Origin of the sequence: Synechococcus sp. W4D4 (assembly GCF_047716805.1) — a bacterium.
In the GTDB taxonomy this organism is placed as follows: Bacteria; Cyanobacteriota; Cyanobacteriia; order PCC-6307; family Cyanobiaceae; genus Vulcanococcus.
In genome coordinates this window covers 18,006-38,567 of the sequence record NZ_CP180404.1, presented here as the reverse complement: position 1 = coordinate 38,567, position 20,562 = coordinate 18,006, and the positions used below count along the sequence as shown (strand labels likewise).

General features: G+C 65.1%; 23 protein-coding genes. 10 read left to right on the top strand and 13 right to left on the bottom strand.

The window, feature by feature from the left end; genetic code table 11:
* Positions 1–6 precede the first annotated feature (6 nt).
* Positions 7–471 carry a DUF2752 domain-containing protein gene (locus ACLM42_RS00210; protein ID WP_415399368.1) on the top strand — a complete coding sequence of 155 codons (465 nt, stop codon included), beginning with the start codon at positions 7–9 and terminating at the stop codon, positions 469–471.
* Here the strand turns inward: ACLM42_RS00210 and ACLM42_RS00205 are convergent.
* A complete protein-coding gene (locus ACLM42_RS00205) occupies positions 464–1,147 on the bottom strand; it encodes a hypothetical protein (protein ID WP_415399367.1) in 684 nt (227 codons plus the stop codon). The genes ACLM42_RS00210 and ACLM42_RS00205 overlap by 8 nt on opposite strands.
* A gap of 60 nt (positions 1,148–1,207) precedes the next feature.
* Between ACLM42_RS00205 and ACLM42_RS00200 the strand changes: the two genes are divergently transcribed.
* Positions 1,208–1,657, top strand: coding sequence for an acyl-CoA thioesterase (locus ACLM42_RS00200; protein WP_415399366.1), 450 nt, complete (start codon positions 1,208–1,210; stop codon positions 1,655–1,657).
* 166 nt (positions 1,658–1,823) lie between these two features.
* Here the strand turns inward: ACLM42_RS00200 and ACLM42_RS00195 are convergent, their stop codons facing one another.
* The 4 genes from ACLM42_RS00195 to menA are packed head-to-tail and all read right to left on the bottom strand — an operon-like array spanning position 1,824 to position 5,182.
* Complete coding sequence (locus ACLM42_RS00195; RefSeq protein ID WP_415399365.1) at positions 1,824–2,090, bottom strand: TM2 domain-containing protein; 267 nt, start codon at positions 2,088–2,090, stop codon at positions 1,824–1,826.
* Between the two features lie 46 nt (positions 2,091–2,136).
* Positions 2,137–3,369 (bottom strand): AMP-binding protein, encoded by a 1,233-nt coding sequence (locus tag ACLM42_RS00190; protein WP_415399364.1) that lies wholly within the window; start codon positions 3,367–3,369, stop codon positions 2,137–2,139.
* On the bottom strand, positions 3,348–4,319 hold the full coding sequence (locus tag ACLM42_RS00185; protein ID WP_415399363.1) for an o-succinylbenzoate synthase: 972 nt from the start codon (positions 4,317–4,319) through the stop codon (positions 3,348–3,350). Before ACLM42_RS00185 ends, ACLM42_RS00190 begins: the two co-directional genes overlap by 22 nt.
* On the bottom strand, positions 4,319–5,182 hold the full coding sequence (gene menA, locus ACLM42_RS00180; RefSeq protein ID WP_415400189.1) for a 2-carboxy-1,4-naphthoquinone phytyltransferase: 864 nt from the start codon (positions 5,180–5,182) through the stop codon (positions 4,319–4,321). Before menA ends, ACLM42_RS00185 begins: the two co-directional genes overlap by 1 nt.
* 122 nt (positions 5,183–5,304) lie before the next feature.
* Here menA and ACLM42_RS00175 point away from each other — a divergent pair, with 122 nt between their 5' ends.
* Both ACLM42_RS00175 and ACLM42_RS00170 read left to right on the top strand, forming a co-directional pair.
* Positions 5,305–6,729, top strand: a complete 1,425-nt coding sequence (locus tag ACLM42_RS00175) for an isochorismate synthase MenF (RefSeq protein WP_247910042.1) — start codon at positions 5,305–5,307, stop codon at positions 6,727–6,729.
* Entirely contained in the window at positions 6,726–7,616 is an 891-nt protein-coding gene (locus tag ACLM42_RS00170; protein WP_415399362.1) for an ion transporter, read from the top strand. The genes ACLM42_RS00175 and ACLM42_RS00170 overlap by 4 nt, the downstream gene beginning before the upstream one ends.
* On the opposite strand, the gene gshB is transcribed toward ACLM42_RS00170, so the two are convergent.
* Both gshB and grxC read right to left on the bottom strand, forming a co-directional pair.
* Positions 7,605–8,594, bottom strand: coding sequence for a glutathione synthase (gene gshB, locus ACLM42_RS00165; RefSeq protein ID WP_371820718.1), 990 nt, complete (start codon positions 8,592–8,594; stop codon positions 7,605–7,607). The genes ACLM42_RS00170 and gshB overlap by 12 nt on opposite strands.
* On the bottom strand, positions 8,591–8,848 hold the full coding sequence (gene grxC, locus ACLM42_RS00160; protein ID WP_247910039.1) for a glutaredoxin 3: 258 nt from the start codon (positions 8,846–8,848) through the stop codon (positions 8,591–8,593). Before grxC ends, gshB begins: the two co-directional genes overlap by 4 nt.
* Positions 8,849–8,964: 116 nt before the next feature.
* Here grxC and prfB point away from each other — a divergent pair.
* From prfB to ACLM42_RS00130, 6 genes are all read left to right on the top strand, one after another.
* Positions 8,965–10,093, top strand: a protein-coding gene (gene prfB, locus ACLM42_RS00155) for a peptide chain release factor 2 (protein WP_247910038.1) whose coding sequence is annotated in 2 segments (ribosomal slippage) — positions 8,965–9,039 and positions 9,041–10,093 — 1,128 coding nt in all. Because the reading frame shifts where the segments join, the coding sequence is not laid out codon by codon here.
* Positions 10,086–10,262 carry a DUF3285 domain-containing protein gene (locus ACLM42_RS00150; RefSeq protein WP_247910037.1) on the top strand — a complete coding sequence of 59 codons (177 nt, stop codon included), beginning with the start codon at positions 10,086–10,088 and terminating at the stop codon, positions 10,260–10,262. Before prfB ends, ACLM42_RS00150 begins: the two co-directional genes overlap by 8 nt.
* 4 nt (positions 10,263–10,266) lie before the next feature.
* On the top strand, positions 10,267–10,830 hold the full coding sequence (gene ybeY / locus ACLM42_RS00145) for an rRNA maturation RNase YbeY (protein WP_415399361.1): 564 nt from the start codon (positions 10,267–10,269) through the stop codon (positions 10,828–10,830).
* A 36-nt stretch (positions 10,831–10,866) separates the two neighbouring features.
* Positions 10,867–11,343 (top strand): diacylglycerol kinase family protein, encoded by a 477-nt coding sequence (locus ACLM42_RS00140; RefSeq protein ID WP_247910035.1) that lies wholly within the window; start codon positions 10,867–10,869, stop codon positions 11,341–11,343.
* A gap of 23 nt (positions 11,344–11,366) precedes the next feature.
* Complete coding sequence (locus ACLM42_RS00135; RefSeq protein WP_415399360.1) at positions 11,367–11,963, top strand: anthranilate synthase component II; 597 nt, start codon at positions 11,367–11,369, stop codon at positions 11,961–11,963.
* A gap of 25 nt (positions 11,964–11,988) precedes the next feature.
* Positions 11,989–12,699, top strand: coding sequence for an MBL fold metallo-hydrolase (locus ACLM42_RS00130; RefSeq protein WP_415399359.1), 711 nt, complete (start codon positions 11,989–11,991; stop codon positions 12,697–12,699).
* Here ACLM42_RS00130 and ACLM42_RS00125 read toward each other — a convergent pair.
* The 6 genes from ACLM42_RS00125 to ACLM42_RS00100 all read right to left on the bottom strand — a co-directional run bounded on the left by ACLM42_RS00125 (position 12,696) and on the right by ACLM42_RS00100 (position 20,551).
* Entirely contained in the window at positions 12,696–13,784 is a 1,089-nt protein-coding gene (locus ACLM42_RS00125) for a pyridoxal phosphate-dependent aminotransferase (RefSeq protein ID WP_415399358.1), read from the bottom strand. The two genes, ACLM42_RS00130 and ACLM42_RS00125, sit on opposite strands and share 4 nt — an antisense overlap.
* A complete protein-coding gene (gene argS / locus ACLM42_RS00120; RefSeq protein ID WP_415399357.1) occupies positions 13,784–15,568 on the bottom strand; it encodes an arginine--tRNA ligase in 1,785 nt (594 codons plus the stop codon). Before argS ends, ACLM42_RS00125 begins: the two co-directional genes overlap by 1 nt.
* A gap of 47 nt (positions 15,569–15,615) precedes the next feature.
* The gene (nadC, locus tag ACLM42_RS00115; RefSeq protein WP_415399356.1) at positions 15,616–16,470 is read right to left on the bottom strand and encodes a carboxylating nicotinate-nucleotide diphosphorylase; all 855 of its coding nucleotides are present in this window, start codon (positions 16,468–16,470) and stop codon (positions 15,616–15,618) included.
* 52 nt (positions 16,471–16,522) lie between these two features.
* Entirely contained in the window at positions 16,523–17,872 is a 1,350-nt protein-coding gene (mnmE, locus tag ACLM42_RS00110; protein ID WP_415399355.1) for a tRNA uridine-5-carboxymethylaminomethyl(34) synthesis GTPase MnmE, read from the bottom strand.
* A gap of 25 nt (positions 17,873–17,897) precedes the next feature.
* Positions 17,898–18,083: a hypothetical protein gene (locus ACLM42_RS00105; RefSeq protein WP_247910028.1), complete on the bottom strand. Its 186-nt coding sequence runs from the start codon at positions 18,081–18,083 to the stop codon at positions 17,898–17,900.
* A 107-nt stretch (positions 18,084–18,190) separates the two neighbouring features.
* Positions 18,191–20,551 carry a RelA/SpoT family protein gene (locus tag ACLM42_RS00100; protein ID WP_415399354.1) on the bottom strand — a complete coding sequence of 787 codons (2,361 nt, stop codon included), beginning with the start codon at positions 20,549–20,551 and terminating at the stop codon, positions 18,191–18,193.
* Positions 20,552–20,562: the final 11 nt, after the last annotated feature.

Sequence of the window (20,562 nt, the reverse complement as noted above, 5' to 3'; positions counted from 1 at the left end):
GCAGCATTGGAGGCAAACTGTGGCAGCAACGTCTGTCTTGCCTACCCCCTGCGTCGATTTCTTCAACGGATTCAAAGCAGCGGCTATCTCCTGCCGGCTGGCCTCACCGGGTCCCTCTGGCTGAAGGGGCTGCACCCGGGCTTGCCGGGATGGAGCTGCCCCCTGCGGGCCCTCACTGGAATCCCCTGTCCGACCTGCTACCTGACCCGCGCCACCGCCGCCAGCTTGACCGGCAACCTGGATGGAGCGCTGGAGCTCCATGCCTTTGGGCCCGTGATGGCTGGGCTCTTAATCGGCTGGTCCGTGCTCTCCATCCGCCAGCGCCGCTTGCTGCCGCGAGGGATCCCGGCTTGGCCCCTCGGCGCGATGGCCTTGGCCCTCCTGGGCTACTGGGTGCTGCGACTCGGGGTGAGTCTTGGTGGCTGGCCAGGCCCAGGGCTTCTGCACTTTCCGCTGGCGCAGCTCAGCTAATTAAGCCCTTGTTGTAGGCCGCGTTCTGCAGATAGAAGGAACTGACAGGTAGCGCCAGTAGGGCACCAAAACCACAGGTGCAGATCGACACCAACAGCACCAGCAAGGCGGCCAACACTTCAATGCCCAGATAGCTGATTCCCTGAGGCGAGCGGAACAGGGCCTGAACCGAAGCAGCAAAGGCATCGGTCACGCTCAAGTTGGCATTAAAAATGCGATTCACATAGAGCGGGGTCACGAACAAGATCAAGACCCCGGGAAGCACACAGAAGAGAAACCCAACCAGAACGAGAAGCGTGAAGAGCACACCGGCCCAGAGATAGCGCCAGGGCCTCTCGAATAGCGCCGCAAATGCAGCCTGAACCGTGACTACCTCGCCGCGCTCGTAATAGAGCGCAGGAATTGCCGCGACCAGCACCGCCACCAAACTGGAGAGGACCGTGAAGGGGAATTGACCCAGCTGCCCCACCGCGATCGCCAAGACGGTGCCACCACCATTCGGGTCAGCACCGCTCAGGGTCGTCAGCACGAGGCTGATCACGAAGTACACCAGCATGCCGATCACACTGATCCCCGTAGCCGCAATCCAGGCCAGCAGGATTGCGGGAACGTGGGCCACAAAGGCCTCCCAGGCCCGATTAATGCTGGGTGATTCTGTGGCCAGCGCCGAAGCCATGTGATCCCTCAAACTGAAGCCATGGTGCAGACACCACCACGGGTTTGACTTCGGCTTGCAATGAATCCGAACAGCTGGTTGATGCTTTGCCGCAGCGTGCGTTTCGGTGAAACCGACGCGGCAGGAGTGATGCACTTCCAACAGCTCCTGCGTTGGTGCCATGAGGCCTATGAAGAAAGTCTCGAACGCTTTGGCCTGACCGCCGCCGAGATTTTTCCCACCCCCGGCTGCACACCGGAGGTCGCCCTTCCGATCGTTCACTGCAGCGCCGATTTTCGCCGGCCCTTGATCTGCGGCTCACCGCTTGCCATCGGCCTGAAGCCCACGCGGCTGGATCCTGGCTGCTTTGAAGTCCGCTACAGCTTCAGCAGCGACGACCAGCTCGTCGCTGAGGGGCTCACTCTCCATGTCGCTATCCGCGCCGACGGACGGCAACGCTGTGAGTTACCACAAGGCATCAATCGTTGGCTGGAAGCCTCTGCCTTGCAAGGCGGGATTCAGCCCCTTTAGAGACCACCCCAAGACACCAAAACAGCGCTGCCAATTGCAGCGGGAGCAAACTGGCGAGAAGCGCGAAGGGATGAAATCCCTCAGCAGGAACCGTGGAGAACAGCCCCACACTGAGCAAGGCTGAGAGTGGCAAGATCCAGAGATGGGCTGATTTCACAACCAAACGTCAAAACCACTCTTTGCTGTTCTGCAGATAGGTCGATTCAAACTCTTGCGGTGTTTTCGTTAGATAAATGATTCCCTCAATGATTCCAATCACACCCATCACGAAGCCCGCAACGCCACAGGTCAAGACGGTGACAAGCAGCATGATCAAGCCAGCAGTGTTGTAGCCCAGCACAAATTTGTGCACGCCAAGTGAGCCCAAGAAGATCGCAAGCAAGCCCGCCGCGAGCTTTTTGTTGCTGGCTTCGGTGAGGTTGCTCTCAGCCATGGGTCCTCCCGCCATAGGCCGCTTCTAGCAAGTCAGGCTCGATCTGTCACGGCCGGGACGCAAGCCATTGCCGCCAGCGCTGGCGCTCCCACTTGCCCATCGCGTTGCGCTCCAAGCCCTCACACAGCAGCCATTGGCGGGGCCGCTGGGGCGGGGGCAACTGCTCAGCCAGGTGCCGCAGGCTCCGCTCCAGGGCCGGCCAATCCTGCGGCTCGGCCGGCCGCACCAGGGCAGACAAACGGGCCCCCCAAAGGGGGTCGTCCTGGGGCAGCAGCAGCAACCCGTCGATCCCAATGGCCGCGTCCTTCAGCAGCCTGAGCAGCGCCTGCTCCACCTGCTCGGGGAACACCGTCTCAGCGCCGCTTTGGATCGCCCCATCGCGCCGGCCCAGCAGCTGAAGCCCCCTGGCATCCAATCGAGCCAGATCACCACTGCTCCACCAGCCCTGTTGCAGCGGCAGGGGTTGCCAGGCCTCCCCAGACCAGAGGGCCGCCGCCAGGCTGTCGCTGCGGATCTGCAACGCGCCACTGCTGGGCTCCAGCCGCAACTCGGCATGGGGCAGAGGCTGACCGCAGCCGCTCTCCCCCGCCAGAAAAGCCTGCGGTGCCTGGGCCACCACCATCGCCCCGGTCTCCGTGCTCCCGTAGCAAGGGGCCAGGGGCAAGCCCTCCCGCCGGCAGGCCTCCGCCAAGGGCTGGGGCAACGCCGCGCCCCCCGTCCAGATCAAGGCGCAGCCCTGCAGCCAGGCAAGGCCGCGCGGATCCTCCAGCAACCGCTGCAGCTGGGTGGGCACCAGCGACACCAGCGCCTGCCGCTCGCCAGCCAAGGATGCCTGCTGCGCCAGCAGGGCCGGTTCCCGCAGCCACTGCGGCGGCAGAAACCGCAACGGGACCTGCCACTGCTCAGCGCGAACCAGGGGCATCAGGCCACTGATGTGATGCAGCGGCAGGGGGTTCAGCAGCTCACAGCCCCCTGGATCAATGCCGATGCCCTGAAGCCATTCGGCCGTGGCCCTGGCCGCTCGCTGCAGGTGAGCCATGGGCTGCAGGCACCACTGGCGCGCACCGGTGCTGCCGCCCGTGCCGAGCACCAAGGCCGGCCCAAGTCCTTCCGGCAGCGGCGCCTCCAGCAGAGGCTCCAGCTGGGCTCTCTCCTGGGGCCTGACCACCGCTGTGGTCAGGCCTTCGCGCCAAAGCTGGCGAAGCTGCTCGGCCAAGGCGGCGCGATCCCCCTGATCCAGCAGCACCTCGATCCCATTCATGCCGCTGCCGCCTCCCACACCTGCTGGGGATCCGCGCTGAACAATGGGCCCTCCGGCTGCCAGGCCGGCGCAAGGCCCGGGGCCACCGGCGTGGGCCCCAGGGCCTGCAGGCCCGCCAGGTGGTGCAGAAAACGCCGGCCGATCCCCGTCTCAAAGGCCGTACTCACCATCAAGCGGGGTACGCCCCACTGCAACTGCTCCAGCAACGGACGCGGGTCGGCCTCCGCCAAGGGCCGGTGCACCCGCCAACCGGGCCAGCTGGCATCAACACACTCCGGGCACTGCCGCAGGGATTCATCCAGGGCCACCGGAACCCGCTGCGCCAGGGCCTGCAGCCCCTGCAGATCGGCGGGATCCAGGGGCTGCTCCAGCCACTGCAAGCGCGACTCGCCCTGGAGACGCTCCGCCCAGCCTTGGGCCACCGAGCGATCCCAGCCGCCATTGGCATCGAGGCGAAGACTCCAGTTCGCTGGGAGCTGCTCCAGCAACCGCTCCAGCAGCACACGCTCCTTGGCATCGGCCTCAACGGCCACCTTCCACTTCACGCTCTTGGGCTCTGGCGAAGGGCACTGCAGCAGGGCCTCAAGCGCCGGCAGAACGGCCTGCCCGGCAGGCAACAGCTCCGCGGAGGTCGGGGCAGGCAGCCAGCCCTCGCCCCCAAGGCCATCGAGTTCAGCCAGGGCCATGCCCAAGCCACAGGCCAAGGCGCTGGGCAGCGCGGGCAACTGGGCCTCCAGCCCAGGGCGCTCAACGGCTCCTGGGAGCTGAGCGAGAGCCTCCTGCAGCGGAGGTCGTTCTGGCTCTGCCGTCCGCCAAGCCGCGGGCAAGTCGGCCGCGTCCCCCCAACCCAACCGTCCGTCTGGGGCCTCTAGGCGCAGCAGCCAACCGCGACGGTCGAGCCAGCGCCCTTGGGCACTGACCAGGGCACTGGGCAGCCGGAAGGCATAGGGCCGCCAGCGCAGCTCCATCAGCCCAGCAACGGCCCAAGGGCCAGACCAAGGGCGAGGCCCAAACCATTCAGGGCCTGGAAGCGCAGGGCTAAAAATTTGCTGCCGGCAATGCGCTCGGGTTCGCGGTGATGCTCCCGCAGCAGTCGAATCAAGGCCTGGGCCGAAGGCAAACCGGCCACCCCCAACAGAGCGGTCAAGGGCCAGTGGCCCACCAGGACCGGGCCCCACTCAAAGGCCAGACAACCCGCCACAAACCAGGGCACCAGAGCCGCCGCTCGAGCGGTCCCTAGCCGCACCACCGGCGAGCGCTTGCCGTGGGCGGCGTCCTCCTCGACCTGATGGAAATGGGAGCAGAACAGCACCAAGGTCGTGGCCAGGGCGGGGCCACTCCCCAGTTCCAGGGCCGCACGCCAGGGCACCGCAGTCGCCCCTGCGGGGGCGAGGGCCATCAAGCCAGCGGCCGTCGCCAAGGGGCCAAAGGACAACCAGCAGAGCGGCTCCCCGAGACCGCGATAACCGAGGCGAAACGGAGGGCCTTGGTACAGGTAACCCAAGCCGCAGCAGGCCAGCACCAGGGCCAGGACAGCGCCCTGGCTACGAACGGCCACCAGGGCCATCAAAAGCAGGCCCACCAACAGCGCGCCATTGGCGAGAAGTGACACCCGATCCCGCCGTCCCGTCAGGTTCACCAGGGAGTGGGGCTTTCCGGTGGCATCAACCCCGGTGTCCGCATCAAAGACGTCATTGGCCAGGTTCTCCCAAGCCAGCAGCAGCACGGCCGCCAACAAGAACAGAAACAGCTGATCCAGCAGCACCGGGAGCTCCTGCTGCAGGCGCCAACCAGCCGCCAGGAGCACTGGCATCACGGCCACGGCGTACATCGGCCACTTGATCGCAGCCTTCCAGAGGCGACTGCGCTCAGCGGCAGGGGCATGAAGGCTTGCGACGACCTGAGGCTCGTCAGCGGGCAGAGGCAACTCGAGGTGCGGGAAGGCCCATACATTTGAGCAGCCGCATCGGCCCGTTTCGGTTGCAGGCCCCCACCAGCGTCACAACCAGCTTCAGCGATCTGCTGACCGCCGCCCAGGCCGGCGAGCGCCAGCTCGAGGGAGAAGGCGTGCTCAGCCTGGCCATGGCGATTCCAAGCCGGGATCCCATGGCCCTGCTCAGCCACCTGAAGGAGGGTGAACGGTTCCGCTTCCTCTGGGACAGCGCCCCCGGGCTCTGCCTCGCCGCAAGCGGGCGCTGTAACAGCCTTGAACTCAGCGGTCCCCGGCGCTTCGAACTAGCCCAGCGCTTCAGTGCCGTCAGCCTCAATCGCCTGGCCGCCCCGCAAAGCTGCCCGCCCCTGGCGCGTCCACGGGTGCTGCTGGCCTTCTCTTTTTTCGACAGCCCGCTGCATGAAGGAGAAGGGGTGCCGGGGGTGCAGGCGGTCTTGCCCCGCTGGCAGCTGAGCAAACAGGGACGCCACTGCTGGCTGCGGCTGCAGCGCAACCTCGGCGGGGACATCAGCGCCCGCAGCGTTGCCGAAGAACTTTGGGAGCAGGCCGAGCGCCTCGGCGCTCTGCCCTCCGATCCCAGCGCGGATCAAGGCCATGCTCCAGGGCCGGCCATCGCCAGCCGCTCCTCCTGGCAGGAGGGCTACCGCTCTGTGGTGCAGCGCGGCGTGGAACTGGTGGAAGAGGGCCGACTACGCAAATTGGTCCTCGCGGTGCGGCAGCAGCTCCTGCTGGATCAACCCCTGGACCCCTTGCAGCTGCTGGCCCAACTGCGGCTGCGTCAACCCGGCAGCTGTCGCTTCCTCTGGCAGCAAGCAGGCGGTTCGGCCCTCCTAGGGGCCTCCCCGGAGCGACTACTGACGGTGCGGCAGGGGCAACTGCGCAGCGACGCCCTCGCAGGCACCGCACCGGTTGGACCGACTGCTGAACGACTCACCCGCTCCGACAAGGATCGCCGCGAACACGAGTTAGTGGTCGAAGCGATCACGGACGTGCTCCGCGCGGCTGGCCTGAAGACCCGCAGACCCCGTCATCCGCGACTCGCCAGGCACGGTCAACTGCTCCATCTACACACCCCCATCAGCGCCGCACTCGAGGATCAGCAACCGCTCTCGCTCGCGGCTGCCCTGCATCCCACCCCGGCGGTAGCAGGCCTGCCCTGCCGAGAAGCCATGGCCGCCCTGCGGAGCCTGGAACCCTTCGAGCGGGGGTACTACGCCGCCCCCATCGGCTGGATCGACAGCGAAGGCGATACGGAGCTGCGCGTCGCCATCCGCAGCGGCAGCCTCCAGGGGCGCCGGCTGGAGCTCACCGCTGGTGCTGGCTTGGTGCGCGGATCAACGGTCGAGCGGGAGCTAGCGGAAGTCGCCCTGAAGCTGGGGGTGCTGCAACAGCAACTCGATCTCCCCCACAGCGAGAGCCTCCGGTGATTCAGCCGGGAGCGGGCCTGGGCACCGGCACGGTCCTGCTGGCCCTCTGTGTGCCAGTCGCCCTTGGCCTGCGCCAATGGCTCGGCAAGACCCGACTCGAGCGGGTGATCTTCGAGTCCGACACCCCCGCCGGGAAGGCCTTCGACCTTGGCCTACTGAGCGCCATTGCCTTGAGCGTGCTGCTGGTGGCCCTCGAAAGCGATGCCCGCCTCGGCGCGCAGTTCGCGCCGTGGTTTACAGGCGCTGAATGGGTCTTCTCCACCCTGTTCAGCCTGGAGTATCTGCTGCGCCTGCTCTGCAGTCGCACACCCCTGCGTTATGCCCGCAGCTTCTTTGGCCTGGTGGATCTGCTCTCCAGCATTCCTCCCCTGCTCACCCTCGGGATGCCCCAGGGGCAGTCGTTCCTGATCATCCGGGTGCTGCGCCTCCTGCGGGTGTTCCGGATCCTGAAGCTGGGGTCCTACCTCAACGAGGCCGATCAGCTGCGCCAAGCCCTGGTGCAGAGCCGCCGCAAGATCACGGTGTTCCTGCTGACGATCGTGGCCCTCGTGGTGCTGATTGGCACCTTGATGTATGTGATCGAAGGCCCGGAAAGCGGCTTCCGCAGCATCCCGATTGGCATCTACTGGGCCGTGGTGACGATCACAACCGTGGGCTACGGCGATGTCGCTCCCATCACCCCCCTCGGTCGCCTGGTGGCCTCACTCGTAATGCTGCTTGGCTACAGCATCATTGCTGTCCCCACGGGCATCGTCGGGGCCAAAGTCCAGCAGATGCAGCGGCTTCAACCCACCCTGGTGCAGCGCACCTGCGGGAATTGCCAGGCCAAAACCCACCGAACCGAAGCCCAGTTCTGCGACAACTGCGGCGAAGCCCTACCCGGCTAGGAGCCGCTCCATGGCCTGATCGGCCAGGGGGATGCCGCTCAGACGCTCCACCTCGCGCACGCCGGTGGGACTGGTGACATTGATCTCGCTCAAGCGACCATCGATGACATCGATGCCCACAAAGAACAAACCCTCGGCGCGCAGGGCTGAGGTCAACTCAGCGCAGATCTCACGCTCCCGCTCGCTCAGCTCGGTGGCCTGGGGCGAGCCACCCACCGCCAGGTTGCTGCGGAACTCACCAGCAGCTGGCATCCGATTCACCGCACCCAGGGGCTCACCATCCACCAAGAGGATGCGCTTATCGCCGGCGGTCACCGCCGGGAGAAAGGCTTGCACCATCACCGGCAGGGTCTGTTGAGCTGTGACCAGCTCGAGCAAGGCCTTCAAACCAGGCGCGCCCCCATGGCTGCGAACAACCCCCTGGCCAGCGCGCCCACCGAGGGGCTTCAACACCACATCGCCATGGTCAGCGGCAAAGGCCGCCAGTTGCTCCACATCAGCACCCACCAGGCTGGGGGCCATCAGATGGCTCCAACGCAGGGCACCAAGTTTTTCGTTCCAAGCCCGCAGGGAGGCTGGGCGATTCAGAACCCGCACACCCTGGCGCTCCGCCAGATCCAGCAGATGGGTGGCATAGAGGTAGGCCTCATCCACCGGGGGATCCTTCCGCATCCAGACCAGCGGGAAGCTGCTCAGGGGGAGCCAGCGGGGCTCATCGGCTTCAAACCAACGTCCAGGAAGATCCCAACCGCTGGCGGTGGGTCGGATCTCAGCCAGACGAATCGGCTGGGCGTGGACGAAAGCGCTCTGGCCTTGAACGGAGAGCTGTGCCGGTGTGCAGACCCAAACCTGCTGACCAGCCCGCTGGGCCGCCTGCATCAGGGCAACACTGGAATCCTTGGTGGGACGCAGCCGAGCGATCGGATCGATCACAAACAGCTGCGAGGGCAAACCGCTAGTGAGAGCGCTCAAACTCAGGCTCCCAGCAGAGCATCGAGTTGACCACTGCGCTCCAAGGCATAGAGGTCATCACAACCACCCACGTGCTGACCGTCGATAAAGGTCTGGGGAACACTGGTGCGACCACCCGCCTTCTCGGACATCGCCTGGCGGGCCACCTGGTCTCCATCGATGGCGTACTCGGTGTAGGTCACCCCTTTGCGATCCAGGAGGGCCTTGGCGCGGATGCAAAACGGACAGGCGCGCCAGGTGTAGATCTCAACCGTCGGCATCGCGCCACTTCTCAAGCGTGGGGAAATCCTAGGAGCGAGATTTGAGGGGCTTGGACGGGAAGCCGCCCTGCGCTCGAGCTGCACTGATACGGTCAAACCAAGTTCCTTCCTGCCCGGTGCTCGACCTCACCGACTTCAAGCGCGATCTCTCTGAGCTCACTGACCGCCTGGGCAATGCCCAGGACTGTCTTTGACGTCGCTGCACTGAACGCACGGCAACAGGACCTCGAGCAACTGGCCTCGCAGCCCGACTTCTGGGATGACCAGAAACAGGCGCAAGCCAAGATGCGCCAGCTGGATGAGGTGAAGGCTCAGCTCGAGCAGCTCGCCCAATGGCAGGGCGCCGTGGCCGACGCCGAAGCCACCGTTGAGATCTACGGCCTGGAACCCGACGAGGAGCTGCTCAGCGAATCGGATGCGGCCCTGAAGAAACTGCGGGCCGACCTGGACCGCTGGGAACTCGAGCGCCTGCTCAGCGGGACCTACGACAAAGAAGGGGCGGTCATCAGCATCAATGCCGGTGCCGGCGGCACCGACGCCCAGGACTGGGCGCTGATGCTGATGCGGATGTACACCCGCTGGGCCGAAGACCACGGCATGAAGGTGACCGTCGACGAACTCAGCGACGGGGAAGAGGCGGGCATCAAGAGCTGCACGATCGAAATCGAGGGTCGCTACGCCTACGGCTATCTCCGCAACGAGAAGGGCACCCACCGCCTGGTACGCATCTCCCCGTTCAACGCCAACGACAAGCGCCAAACCAGCTTCGCGGGCGTGGAGGTGATGCCGAAGATCGAGGAGGAGGTGAAGCTGGATATCCCCGAAAAGGATCTGGAGATCACCACCTCCCGCTCCGGCGGCGCCGGCGGTCAGAACGTGAACAAGGTGGAAACCGCTGTACGGATCCTCCACATCCCTACGGGCTTGTTCGTGCGCTGCACCCAGGAGCGCTCCCAGCTCCAGAACAAGGAAAAGGCGATGGCCCTACTGATGGCCAAGCTGCTGGTGATCGCCCAAGAGCAGCGGGCCGCCGAAATTGCCGACATCCGCGGCGACATCGTTGAAGCCGCCTGGGGCAATCAAATCCGCAACTACGTCTTCCACCCGTACCAAATGGTGAAAGACCTCCGCACCCAGCACGAAACCACCGATGTGCAAGGGGTCATGGACGGGGATCTCGATCCCTTCATCCAGAGCCTGCTGCATGCCGGCGTCGAAGTGGCCGGAGCTAGCAGCGATGACTGATCCTCAACAGCCCAAAGGCGAGAACCCCAGTTTCACAAAACTGGCGATGCGGAACATGGTGAGCAAGGGGAAGTTGAGCCTCTTCCACTTCGGATTGACCGCTCTGGGCTTCCTGGGCTTCATCGTCCTGGTGGCCTGGCTGGGCAAACCCCAACTGCCTGGAGCCTGAGGCGATGACGGCGGAACCGGATCTGGACTTGGCCTTTGAAGCCGCGGAGGATCTACCAGCAACCCTGGTTCAAGCCGCTGCTGACCTGTGTGATCCCATTGCCGGGATTGAACCGTGGCATGGATTGATCAGCGGCTGGTTGGCCCAACTCAGCGCCGAACTTCCAGAGTCCCTGCAGGCACCGGCCTACAGCCTCGGCCTGAGCCTGGTGTGCGATGACGAAATCGCCGCTCTCAACAGTGAGTGGCGCGACAAAGCCGGGGCGACGGACGTGCTGGCCTTCGCCGCGCAGGACGACGGCCTCGACGATGCCCCGGCCATTCCCATGCCCGACTTCGACGCGGATGAGGGACTGCTCGATGCCCTGGAGTTAGGCGACATCGTGATCTCAATCGAAACTGCTGCGCGTCAGGCGCCTGAACACCAGCACAGCCTTCGCGAAGAACTGCTGTTCCTCGCCACCCATGGCTTGTTGCACCTGTTGGGGTGGGACCACCCGGACGATGCGAGCCTCGAAGCGATGCTCCAGCGGCAGCAACTGCTTCTCGCTGGGACAGAGCAGCGGTAGTGTGCGGCCAAAGGCCTGCCCCCCTCGCCTTTGCCCATGCTTCAACCCCAGGAACCGGATCCAACCTCCAGGCGCAGCCTCTATCAGGCGAGTGAGGTGGGAACTGGTGTTGGGAGCAAGGTGCGTCGACTCGGAGCCTGGCAAGTGGCGAGTGATCTGCCAGCCAGCTTTCGCTATGCCGCCCAGGGCCTGATCTACGGCTTTCGTAGCCAGCGCAACTTCCGCATCCACGTGGTCACCGGGGCCTGCGTCTTTGGCCTGGGCCTGTGGTTGCAACTGCCCTTGCCGCAACTAGCCGTCCTCGTCTTGACCGTGGCCGCCGTCTTGGTGCTGGAGCTGATCAACACCGCCACCGAAGCGGTCGTGGATCTGGCCATCGGCCGGCAGTTCCATCCCTTGGCGCGAATCGCCAAGGATTGCGCCGCTGCAGCTGTTCTGGTGGCCGCCCTGAGTTCCTTGGTGATTGCGGCGCTGCTGATGCTCCCCGCCCTCTTGGCCCGTCTGGGCGTTTGAATGGTGCCCTGGCTGCAGGGCTGATGCTTCTCGTTCTCGACAACTACGACAGCTTCACCTTCAACCTGGTGCAGTACCTGGGTGAACTGGCGGCCGACCATCCGATCACCGAAGACCTGCGGGTCGAGCGCAACGACGCCCTCAACTTGGAGGAGATCCGCGCACTGAAGCCTGACGCCATCTTGATTTCACCGGGCCCTGGCGATCCAGATCAATCCGGCGTCTGCCTCGAGGTCCTGCGGGAACTGAGCCCAACGGTCCCCACCTTGGGGGTCTGCCTGGGCCACCAGTCCATCGCCCAGGTGTACGGCGGCAGGGTCGTTCGGGCCAAAGAGCTGATGCATGGCAAGACCTCCCCAGTGCTGCACGAGGGAGCCGGGGTCTTCGCAGGCCTGCCCAACCCCCTGACAGCTACCCGCTATCACAGCCTGATTGCCGAACGGGAATCGCTGCCGGACTGCCTGGAGATCACGGCTTGGCTCGAGGACGGCACGATCATGGGCCTACGCCACCGGGATCACCCCCATCTGCAAGGGGTGCAGTTTCACCCGGAAAGCGTGCTCACCCAGAGCGGTCATCAGCTGCTGGGGAATTTCCTGGCCCAAGCGACAGCCGGCTAACGTTCGGCCCAACTCCAGCTGCTCCATGGCCCTGCTGATCCGCACCCTGGCTGCCGCAGCCGTTGCTCTTCCCTTGGCGGCGAGTGCCAGCACCGGTGTGACGATCACCAGCTACGGACACAGCGCCCTGCTGATCCAAGGAGGGGGAGCGAAGGTGCTGATCAACCCGTTCAAGGCCGTGGCCTGCGCTGCGGGACTGGCGGAACCACGGGTCAACGCCAACGTGATCCTGGCCAGCAGCCTGTTGCTGGATGAAGGGGCCCCGGTGGCGAGCGGCAAGTTTCTAAGCCAACCCGGCTCCTACCGCCTGGCCGGCCTCAAGATCGAAGGCATCTCAGCACCCCACGACCGCTTTGGTGGGCGTCGCTTTGGTCAATCCACCCTTTGGCGCTGGAGCCAAGGGGGCCTGAGCTTTGCCCACCTGGGCGGCACCGCCGCCCAGCTGAGTCCTGAGGACCGTGTGCTGCTGGGCAAGCCCGACGTGCTGATCGTCGGTGTCGGCGGCGGGGCCAAGGTCTATGACGGCGCAGAAGCTGCAGCAGTGGTGCGCGAGCTGGCGCCCAAACGGGTGATTCCGGTGCAGTACGTCAGCGGCAAGACGCCGGCGAACTGCGATCAAAGCAGCGTTGAACCCTTCCTGGAGGCCATGAAGGGCACCAGCGTCAAACGGGTCGGCCGGGTGCTGAGCCTGCCGGGCAAGCTCGGCGAGGGCACCCAAATCGATGTGATGCGCTAAGCCGCGAGTCCCTCCAGGGCGGCGTAGGCCGCCCAGAACTGCTGCATCTGCGCCGTGGTGCCCAGGCTGACCCGCAGCGAGCCATCAATCAACGGCTTGCCGGTCATCGCCCGTACCAAAATGCCGGCCTGACGCAGTCCCTGATCGATCAGCGCCGGATCACCCTTGGGCCACACCAGCAGGTAGTTCCCGCCATCGATGTGATGGCGAACTCCTGCGGCCCGGAGCTGCTGGGCCATCCAGGTTCTGGCCTTCAGGACCTCCTGGACATAGGCATCCACATAGGCCTGATCCTTCAGGGCCGCGAAGGCTGCGGTCACCGCAAAACTGTTGATGTCGTAGGGCCCCGTGACCCGGCTGACACGATCCACGACGGCGGCGTGGCCCAAGGCAAAGCCGATGCGCAACCCCGCCAGGCCTGCGGTTTTGGCCAGCGAACGCAGGACCAGCAGATTCGGTGTGGCCGCGAAGTCGGCACTGGGAAGAACGCTGTCGCCGGTGAAGGCTTCGTAGAGCTCATCCACCACCACCAGCGTGGACGGCGCTTCGGCCGCGAGCTGAAGAATCACGTCCGGAGCCAGACGGGTCCCGGTGGGGTTGTTGGGATTGCAGATCAGGAGAAGGCGGGGCTTCAAGGCCTGCAGGCGCTCGCGAATCGTCTCCAGCGGGAAGTCAAAGACCTCACCCACATAGGGGACGGCATCGATCACCATCCCCTGCATCTGGGCACAGGGTGTGTAGTAGCCAAAGGTTGGCGAGGTGGTGAGCAATGTCTCCCCGCGGTCGCCGTAGGCGTGAAAGACGGCGTGGATCGCCGCATCGACACCGTTGAACAGGCCGACCTGGTCCGGCTGGAGCGGCAGTCCCAGGTTGGCCACCACCGCTTCCCGCAGGCCGTCGTACTCGGGGTAGATGCCGATCTGGTCAGCGGGAATGGTCCGCAACGCTTCGACGACGCGGGGGCTTGGGCCAACCGTGTTCTCGTTGAAGTCGAGCCGCAGCAACGTCCGGCGTCCCTCCAGGGGAGCGCTGTAGGCATGGAGGCTCTCCACTTCAGGGCGAGCCGGTGGCCACGCTTGCTCCATCACATCCGATCCAGCGTTGGGATGCCCAACAGACCCAGTCCCAGTTTGAGGGTGTCCGCGGTGAGACGGCAAAGGGCCAAACGGGACTGACGGGCTATCCCCTCGGATTTCAACACCGGCACCTGGTCGTAGAAGCGGTTGAACACCTGGGAGAGCTCAAACAGATAGGTGCAGAGACGATTGGGCAGCAACTCCTCCTCCACCTCGGCGATCACCGCATCGAACTTCAGCAGCTCCCGCACCAGGGCCCATTCCTGGGGCTCACTGAACTGAAGCGCCCCGCTGGCTGAGGCATCGAGGTCACCGCCCTTGCGGGCGATGCCGGCAATGCGGACCACGGCATAGAGCAAATAGGGAGCCGTGTTCCCCTGCAGGGCCAGCATTCGATCAAAGCTGAACTGGTAGTTGGTGATCCGGTTCTGGCTGAGGTCGGCGTACTTCACCGCCGCCAGACCAACCGTGGTGGCCACATGCTCAATGAAGGCCTCGTCCTCGCTGCGGTCCTCCTCCTCCAGGCGGCGACGCAAGTCCGCATCGGAGCGCTCAACGGCCTCATCCAGAAGATCCCGCAGGCGCACCGTGTCCCCGGCTCGGGTTTTTAGTTTCTTGCCGTCTTCCCCTTGCACCAGTCCAAACGGCACGTGCTCCAAGCGCGCACCGTCGGGCAGCCAACCGGCCCGGCGGGCGACCTGGAACACCCCAGCGAAGTGATTCGCCTGGCCGGCATCGGTCACGTACACAACCCGGCGGGCGCCATCACCCTCCGGGACTGAACCAAAGCGGTAACGGATGGCCGCCAGATCCGTGGTGGCGTAGTTGAAGCCGCCGTCACTCTTCTGGACGATCACCGGCAAGGGCTTGCCGTCCTTACCGCTCACCCCCTCAAGGAAGACGCAGCGGGCGCCGTCATCCACCACCAAAAGACCGGTGGCCTCCAGGTCGCGGACGACCCCTTCCAGATAGGGGTTGTAGAAGGATTCCCCCCGTTCGCTCAGGCGAATGTCGAGGCGGTCGTAGATCTTCTGGAACTCGCGGCGGCTCTGGTCACAGAGCAGACCCCAGGCCTTCAGGGAGACCGGATCGCCGCCCTGGAGCTTCACCACCTCCTCCCGAGAGGTGGTCTGGAACGCCTCGTCCTCATCGAAGCGTTTTTTGGCCTCGCGGTAGAAGGCCACCAGATCCCCCAGATCCACCGCATCCGCGGTTTCCAGCGCTTCTGGCGCCACCTGCTTGAGGTGGGTGATCAGCATCCCGAACTGGGTGCCCCAATCCCCTACGTGGTTCAGCCGCAGGACCGGATGTCCGCGGAACTCCAGGACACGGGCCAGGGAGTCGCCAATGATCGTGGAGCGCAGGTGCCCCACGTGCATCTCCTTGGCGATGTTGGGGCTGGAGAAGTCCACCACCACCGGCGAGGCCTGCTCCACGGCGGGAACTCCCAGGCGGGCATCCCCCAAGCGCTGCTGCACCTCCGCCGCCAAACGCTCGGGTTGCAGGGTGATGTTGATGAAACCAGGTCCCGCAATCTGCGGCTCCTGGCAGAGGTCCAGAAAGCCCGCATCCGCCTTGAGTTGCTCCACCACCGCCTCGGCGATCTTGCGGGGTGGCTGGCCCAAGGGCTTGGCTAGGGGCAAAGCGCCATTGGCCTGGAAATCCCCAAATTCGGGCTTACTGGCCGGCGCCAGTTGGGGATCAAAGGCCTGCCCCGCCGCTGCCGCCTCCGGAAACGCCCGTTGCATCGCATCCCGCAGCTGGTTCTCCAGGGATTGGGCGATGCGAAGCATGGAGATGCGGGGGAGATCTTCAGATCATCCCTCTCCGCGGGAATGGCTCAGCTGGAGAAGCGCATGCTCAGGTCCAGCCAGCTGCTGCGGGTCACCGGTGCGCTGGTGGAAATCAGATCAATCCCCGTAGCCCCATAAGCACGCAGCTGATCCGGCTGGACGCCGGAGGCCTCGAGCACCACCGGTCGTGGGCTTAGGGCCCGCAACTGGGGGACAAGCTCCCGCAGGGCCTCTGGGCTGAACTCATCGAGCAACACCCCATCGGCTCCCGCCTCAATCGCCGCCTGGGCCTCAGCCGCGGTCTCCGCTTCCACGATCACGCGAGCCGGCCAGGGGGCTCCAACGCGAACAGCGGTGATTGCCGCGGCCACCCCACCGGCCCAGGCCAAATGGTTTTCCTTGAGCATCGCCGCATCGTCCAGGCCGAGGCGATGGTTCACGCCACCGCCGCAGCGCACGGCGTACTTCTCCAGCACGCGCAGCCCCGGGGTGGTCTTGCGGGTGTCCGCCAAGCGGACCCCGCTGCCCTCAAGTTCAGCCACCAGGCGGGCCGTCTCCGTGGCAATCCCCGAGAGGCGCATCGCCAGGTTCAGGGCCGTGCGCTCGGCCGCCACCAAGGCCGACGCCTCGGCCTCCAGGTTCACCAGGCGTTGCCCCGGGCTGACCGCATCCCCGTCCGCCACCAACCGCTCCACGCTGGCGGTCGAATCGAGCTCGCGAAACACAAACTCCAGCAATGGACCGCCGCAGAACACGCCCGGGGCCTTGCTGATCCAGTGGGCCCGGCAGCGACCAGGGGCCAAAGCAGGGGCGCTGAGGTCGCCGCGGCCGATGTCCTCCTGCAGCCAATCGCGCAGCTGCTGCTGAAGGGCTGGCGTCAGGGGAAGCGAAGCGACGCTCATCTGAACTCAGCGTGATGAAGGACCCAGGGGCAGCTTGCCGGAACCCTGAGCCCTACTTGCCAATGCAGAAGCGCGAGAAGATCCGATCCAGGACCGCCTCGGTGACCTCCGCTCCGGTGATTTCCCCAAGCGAGCGCACGGCACCTCGCAAGTCAATCGTCCAGAAGTCCCAGGGCAACTGCTGCTCACCGGCTTCCAGGGTGCGCTGCAAGCTCGCCGCTGCTGACACAGCCAGATCCAGCTGCCGCTGATTCAGGGCCACCCGCAGCCCCTGCTCACCGCCATGGCCGCAACGCTGCAGCAAGCGATCGACGAGGGCCTCATGACCGGCACCGGTCAGGGCACTGATGCAGACATCGGCATCGGCGGGAGGCCCAGCCGCCGGCTGATCCGCCTTGTTGGCCACCACCAAATGGGGGATACCGGGAGGCAGTGAATCCAGCAGAGCCTGGTCCTCCGCCAACCAACCCTGAACCAGGTCAAACAACAGCAGCACCACGTCCGCAGCCTGCACCGCGCCGCGGCTGCGTTCGATGCCGATCTGCTCAACGCGATCGTCGGTGTCGCGAATCCCAGCGGTATCCAGCAGGGTGAGCGGAACGCCCTTCAACACCAGCTCACTCTCAACCAGGTCGCGGGTGGTGCCGGGCAAGTCGGTCACGATGGCGCGATCGCAGCGGCTGAGCAAATTGAGCAGGCTGCTCTTGCCGACGTTGGGGCGGCCCACGATCGCCACCTTGAGCCCCTCCCGCAGGATCTGGCCGCGCTCGCCGTCGGCAACCAGTTCCAACAACTCAGCGCGGACTGCCTGCAATTCCGATGCCACCGCCTGACCATCCAAGGGCGGCAGGTCGTCTTCAAAATCCACCCGGGCCTCTAACTCCGCCAGCTGATCCAGCAGGCGCAGCCGCAACGCACTTATCCGGCGTTCCAAGCCACCATCGAGGCCAGCCATTGCCAATTGGGCCGCCCGCCGGCTGCGGGCCGTGACCAACTCGCTGATCGCTTCAGCACGGGTGAGATCCAGCCGGCCATTCAGGAAGGCCCTTTGGCTGAATTCACCGGGCAAGGCGCGCCGTGCACCCGCGGCCAGCACCAGCTCCAGCACGCGCTGCACAGAGATCAGACCCCCGTGGCAGTGCAGCTCGACGACGGTTTCGCGGGTGAAGCTGCGGGGAGCCCGCATCAACAGCAGCAAGGCTTCATCAACCCGCTCGCCGCTGCCGGGATCGCGCACATGGCCATAGAGCACGCGGTGGCTGTCCCAGACCTGCTTGCCGGGAGCCTCAAACAAGCGCTGCCCAATGACCTCAGCCTCAGGCCCAGAGATCCGGACGATCGAGACGCTGCCCTCGCCAGCGGCGACGGCGGTGGCGACGGCGGCGATCGTTTCGGAGGACATGCCTCCAGTGTCTCGTTTCGCTGCCTCAGCTCGTGGAGAAGCCCGGGCAGACCATCAAGTCAATGTGGCTCCCGGGGGGATGGCGCCACTCGCGGAACTCCTCCATCAGGGCTTGATGGGCGAGCGGCTGGCGCTTGTCGAGGGTCTCGAGGCGCTCCTGCACCAGATCCAGAGCGTCATCGATGAGCTGCGCCGCCTGTTCAGAGGTCATGGCAACCGGTTGATCCGTTGGTCTCTTGCTACAGAACCTCTTCAGCAGAAGCTGTAGCCCAGCTGACCAGCCAGGGGGTTGGTGTGCAGACCCAAACGCAGAAAGCCTCAACCGATGCCCGTGCGGGCAATGTCGAGCACATCCGCCATGGATCGGATCTGGTCCATGGTGGAGCTCAGCTGATCGGCGCTCTCCAACTCGACCTTCAAGTCGATGCGCGCTGGACGGCCAGGGTTCGTGCGCACCCGAGCATCACTGACATTGATGCGGTGATCCGAGAGGCGGGTGAGGATGTCTTTGAGGACGCCTACCCGGTCCAAAACCTCAATGCGCAGCTGCACCGGATAGCGGCGACGCTGAGATTGACTGACCTGGGGATTCCACTGCACTGGCAGGCGGCGCTCCGCTGGCACCGAACCGAGGTTGGAACAGTCCTGCCGGTGAATGGTGATGCCGTGATTACCCAGGGCGACCGTGCCGACAATCGCCTCTCCGGGGAGTGCACTGCAACATCCGCCCAAGCGGTATTCGAGACCCTCGAGGCCCAGGATCGGGCTGGCATCGCCATGGCCCGTGAGGGGGGTTGCAGGACCTGAGGTCTGTTCTCCTTGCTGGGAGAGGTTGCTAGCCAGCTCTTCATCCGTGATGGAAGGGGCCTCGGCCTCGGTGGCCAGGCGCAGCTCCTCCCGCAGACGGTTGAGAACCTGATGGAGCGTGACGCCCCCGAAACCGATGGCCGCGAGCAGGTCTTCGGTGCCAACAAGGTTGCAACGGCGAGCGACCTTCGCCATCGCCTCACCTTTGAGGAGAGCGTCGAAGCCATCACGGCCCAGCTCCCGCTCGAGCATGCCGGTGCCGCGCTGGATGTTCTCCTCGCGATGGCTCTTCTTGTACCACTGACGAATGCGATTGCGCGCCGTTGGCGTCGCCACGAAGTTGAGCCAGTCCAGGCTGGGGTGCGCCGTCTTCGAGGTCAGGATCTGAACGAAGTCGCCGTTTTGCAGCGGGGTTGCCAAGGGACAGAGGCGATCGTTGATACGGGCGCCCTGGCAGTGGTTGCCCACCTCGGAGTGAATCCGATAGGCGAAGTCCACCGCGGTTGAACCATTGCGTAGGCCCACCACATCTCCTCCGGGGGTGAAGACAAACACCTCTTCATCAAAGAGGTCCTCTTTGATCGAGCGCAGGAAGTCACCGCTGTCCTCGCCGACACCATCTTTTTGCCAATCCACCAGTTGCCGTAGCCAGTTGAAGCGCTCTGCATCGGCTCCGGTGGCGGCGGGGGACCCCCCCTCTTTGTATTTCCAGTGGGCGGCGATACCAAACTCCGCGACCCGGTGCATCTCAGCCGTGCGGATCTGCACTTCAATCGGGCGATGGCGACCGATCACCGCCGTGTGCAGGGACTGGTAGCCATTGGGCTTGGGCAGACCGATGTAGTCCTTGAAGCGCCCAGGGATCGGCCTGAAGGTGTCATGCACCACCGCTAGGGCGCGATAACAACTCTCCACGTTGGGACAGATGATCCGCAGCGCTGCCACGTCGTAGATCTCGTGGAAGGCCTTGCGCTGGCGCTGCATCTTGTTCCAGATGCCGTAGAGGTGCTTGGGCCGTCCACTGACCTCGCATTCACCCAAGCCGACGGAAGCCAACTTTCCACTGAGGATCTCGGCGGTGACGCCCAGGCGCTGTTCGCGGTCGCTGCGCTTGCTCGAGACCTGCTGCTGCACATCGCGGAAGGCCTCAGGCTCAAGGATCTTGAAGGCCAGGTCCTCCAACTCCCACTTGAAGCGACCGATACCCAGGCGGTTCGCCAAGGGGCCGTAAATCTCGCGGGTTTCCCGAGCAATGCGCTGCTGCTTCTCGGGCTTGAGCGCACCCAGGGTGCGCATGTTGTGCAGACGATCGGCCAGCTTCACCAGCACCACGCGGATGTCACTGGCCATGGCCAGGAACATGCGGCGCAGGTTTTCGGCCTGGGCCTCGGTCTTGTTGGTGAAGTGAAAGCCCCCCAACTTGGTGACCCCCTCCACCAAGCCCCGGACCTCAGGGCCAAAGTGCTGCTCGATCTCCTCCGGAGTGACCTCGGTGTCCTCCACCACGTCGTGGAGGAACCCGGCAGCAATTACCCCCGCACTCGCGCCAATGTCGCGAAGCAAATCAGCAACCGCCACGGGATGGCAGATGTAGGGCTCGCCGCTGGCCCGCACCTGACCGTCATGGAGCTGAAACGCGAAGTCAAAGGCTGAGGCCAGCAGCGCCTCGGTGTCCGTCGGGCAACTTTCCCCGGCGCCAGGGGGCACATGCTCGATGCAGGTGTGCAGCCACCCCGGCAACTCGATGCCGTAATCCGCGGGAGTCTGGATACTCCGCCGTCCGACGGCCGCTCCAGGGCCTTGGCATTCAGCAGAAGCCGCTGCCCCATCAGAGGCGGGTCGTTCTGCCGTGCCGGGCACCGCCTGGAGCATTGCGCTCTGCG

Excerpts from the sequence above, each read along its gene's own strand:
- ACLM42_RS00205 (WP_415399367.1), bottom strand. The coding sequence starts at position 1,147 with ATGGCTTCGGCGCTGGCCACAGAATCACCCAGCATTAATCGGGCCTGG.
- ACLM42_RS00200 (WP_415399366.1), top strand. The coding sequence starts at position 1,208 with ATGAATCCGAACAGCTGGTTGATGCTTTGCCGCAGCGTGCGTTTCGGT.
- ACLM42_RS00195 (WP_415399365.1), bottom strand. The coding sequence starts at position 2,090 with ATGGCTGAGAGCAACCTCACCGAAGCCAGCAACAAAAAGCTCGCGGCG.
- ACLM42_RS00185 (WP_415399363.1), bottom strand. The coding sequence starts at position 4,319 with ATGGAGCTGCGCTGGCGGCCCTATGCCTTCCGGCTGCCCAGTGCCCTG.
- menA (WP_415400189.1), bottom strand. The coding sequence starts at position 5,182 with ATGTACGCCGTGGCCGTGATGCCAGTGCTCCTGGCGGCTGGTTGGCGC.
- grxC (WP_247910039.1), bottom strand. The coding sequence starts at position 8,848 with ATGCCGACGGTTGAGATCTACACCTGGCGCGCCTGTCCGTTTTGCATC.
- ACLM42_RS00150 (WP_247910037.1), top strand. The coding sequence starts at position 10,086 with ATGACTGATCCTCAACAGCCCAAAGGCGAGAACCCCAGTTTCACAAAA.
- ybeY (WP_415399361.1), top strand. The coding sequence starts at position 10,267 with ATGACGGCGGAACCGGATCTGGACTTGGCCTTTGAAGCCGCGGAGGAT.
- ACLM42_RS00140 (WP_247910035.1), top strand. The coding sequence starts at position 10,867 with ATGCTTCAACCCCAGGAACCGGATCCAACCTCCAGGCGCAGCCTCTAT.
- ACLM42_RS00135 (WP_415399360.1), top strand. The coding sequence starts at position 11,367 with ATGCTTCTCGTTCTCGACAACTACGACAGCTTCACCTTCAACCTGGTG.
- ACLM42_RS00130 (WP_415399359.1), top strand. The coding sequence starts at position 11,989 with ATGGCCCTGCTGATCCGCACCCTGGCTGCCGCAGCCGTTGCTCTTCCC.
- ACLM42_RS00125 (WP_415399358.1), bottom strand. The coding sequence starts at position 13,784 with ATGGAGCAAGCGTGGCCACCGGCTCGCCCTGAAGTGGAGAGCCTCCAT.
- argS (WP_415399357.1), bottom strand. The coding sequence starts at position 15,568 with ATGCTTCGCATCGCCCAATCCCTGGAGAACCAGCTGCGGGATGCGATG.
- nadC (WP_415399356.1), bottom strand. The coding sequence starts at position 16,470 with ATGAGCGTCGCTTCGCTTCCCCTGACGCCAGCCCTTCAGCAGCAGCTG.
- mnmE (WP_415399355.1), bottom strand. The coding sequence starts at position 17,872 with ATGTCCTCCGAAACGATCGCCGCCGTCGCCACCGCCGTCGCCGCTGGC.
- ACLM42_RS00105 (WP_247910028.1), bottom strand. The coding sequence starts at position 18,083 with ATGACCTCTGAACAGGCGGCGCAGCTCATCGATGACGCTCTGGATCTG.
- ACLM42_RS00100 (WP_415399354.1), bottom strand. The coding sequence starts at position 20,551 with ATGCTCCAGGCGGTGCCCGGCACGGCAGAACGACCCGCCTCTGATGGG.